This is a genomic window from Caballeronia calidae, assembly GCF_900044055.2.
Taxonomy (GTDB): domain Bacteria; phylum Pseudomonadota; class Gammaproteobacteria; order Burkholderiales; family Burkholderiaceae; genus Caballeronia; species Caballeronia calidae.
This window is the reverse complement of the sequence record NZ_FCOX02000261.1, coordinates 1-1,545: the sequence shown is the minus strand read 5'-3', so window position 1 is coordinate 1,545 and position 1,545 is coordinate 1. Positions and strand designations below refer to the sequence as shown.

Sequence of the window (1,545 nt, the reverse complement as noted above, 5' to 3'; positions counted from 1 at the left end):
TGATATGACTCCCCGTGTCAATAGGGTGGTTTTCAGATTCTTTCCATAGACGTTTTTAAGTTTCCTGAAGGCGACGTAGCAGCAAATCTCGACGGTGGATCATGCTGATATTCGCGGATTGGGTACCGCATTACAGAGGTCCGTGTCATGAGCCTGCCGCTTTCTTGCTCCGCAAGTCGGCTGATGCCGTTGCCAAACAGGGGCGCGGGTTACTCGAATACCGGGCTACGCCGCCTTCAGGAAACTCTCCAGAGTGTGTGAGCTGTGGGGTGGATGTATCCGTTACGCAGGCTGACGGTCTTGCGGTAGCGCCAGGGTCATCCCCATCCGGCCGATGTCCCAGATGAAGCCAGCCAGTTCACGAGCGAGCGCGATGATCGCAACCTGGGGGCTCTTGCCACGCATCACCAGTTTGCGATACCGGCGACACAGTCGCAGTTGTGCATCCCAGGCCCGATCGATGATCTGCTTCGGGATACCTTCGTGCCGGCGCTGGATATCAATGCTCACACGCGCCGGATGCCGGTAGCTCCAGGCAGACTCGACCAGCAGTTTTCTTGCATAACTGTTGCCGGTTTTGGTAATACTGCCCCGGCGTCTCTTGTCGCCGGACGAATGTTCCGAGGGCGTGACACCGAACCATGCCATCAATTGCCGCGGGTGTTCAAAGCGCGACAGATCGCCCACTTCGGACACCAGTCCAATTGCCGAGACGAACTGGATGCCGCGCATCGCCTGCAGGGCCAGCACGACCGGATAGAACCGCCAGCCGGCAACTGCCTCGCGTAGCGCGGCTTCCAGCCGTTCGCATTGCGCCAGCCGGTCCTCGATGGTACGCCTGTGTTCGTTGAACGCTAGTTTCTGCCATGCACTACTGAACGAAAGGGTGCTCAGCCAGCGCCGGTGGGCCGGACCCCAGTTCGCCCGGCCGGAGTACTGTACGCCGTGCGACAGCAGAAATGACTTCAGTCGCTGCCGTGCCTGCTTCAGGTCGTCGCGGGCGGACGACCACGCCCTGGCGAGATCACGAAACGCCTCGTCTTCTACGGTTGGCACGTGAACTGCGGAGAGATCACCGGCTCGCAGCGAGCGTACCAATTTGATCGCGTCACGCCGGTCGGTCTTGACGCGATCACCTGGTTTCCGCGGAATCAACGACGGCGCACACACCATGCAGTCGAAACCCTTCGCGATAAGCCGTCGATACAGGCCGTACCCGCAGGGACCCGCTTCATAGACCACACGAACGTGCCGTGCCTTCGATTGCAGGCGTTTGCACAGCCGATCGATCTCGATCTGCGTAGTGCCGAACTTGCCAAGCAGCTCCACGTCGCCCATGCCGATCGCGTAGGCAACCGTGATCGAGTCCTTGTGAACGTCCAGCCCAACGTATAACGTGCTATCGTTTTCCATGCTGGCCTCCGTGTCGGAAACAAACCGTTGAGTGGTGGCTCCGGCCACACGCTTGCGGCTCTGGCAGCATGCTAACCCGCGCTTCACTTCCCCGCGGCGGCCAGCCTCGCTGCCAGGGGAGTCATACTGACT

Annotated in this window: 1 protein-coding gene; it reads right to left on the bottom strand. The window is 60.1% G+C overall.

Annotated elements, in window-relative coordinates:
- Positions 1-282: 282 nt before the first annotated feature.
- The gene (locus tag AWB78_RS42475; protein ID WP_062613282.1) at positions 283-1,413 is read right to left on the bottom strand and encodes an IS110 family RNA-guided transposase; all 1,131 of its coding nucleotides are present in this window, start codon (positions 1,411-1,413) and stop codon (positions 283-285) included.
- Positions 1,414-1,545 lie beyond the last annotated feature (132 nt).

What these genes read in the sequence shown, in the direction of transcription:
- AWB78_RS42475 (WP_062613282.1), bottom strand. Translation starts at nt 1,413, where the DNA reads ATGGAAAACGATAGCACGTTATACGTTGGGCTGGACGTTCACAAGGAC.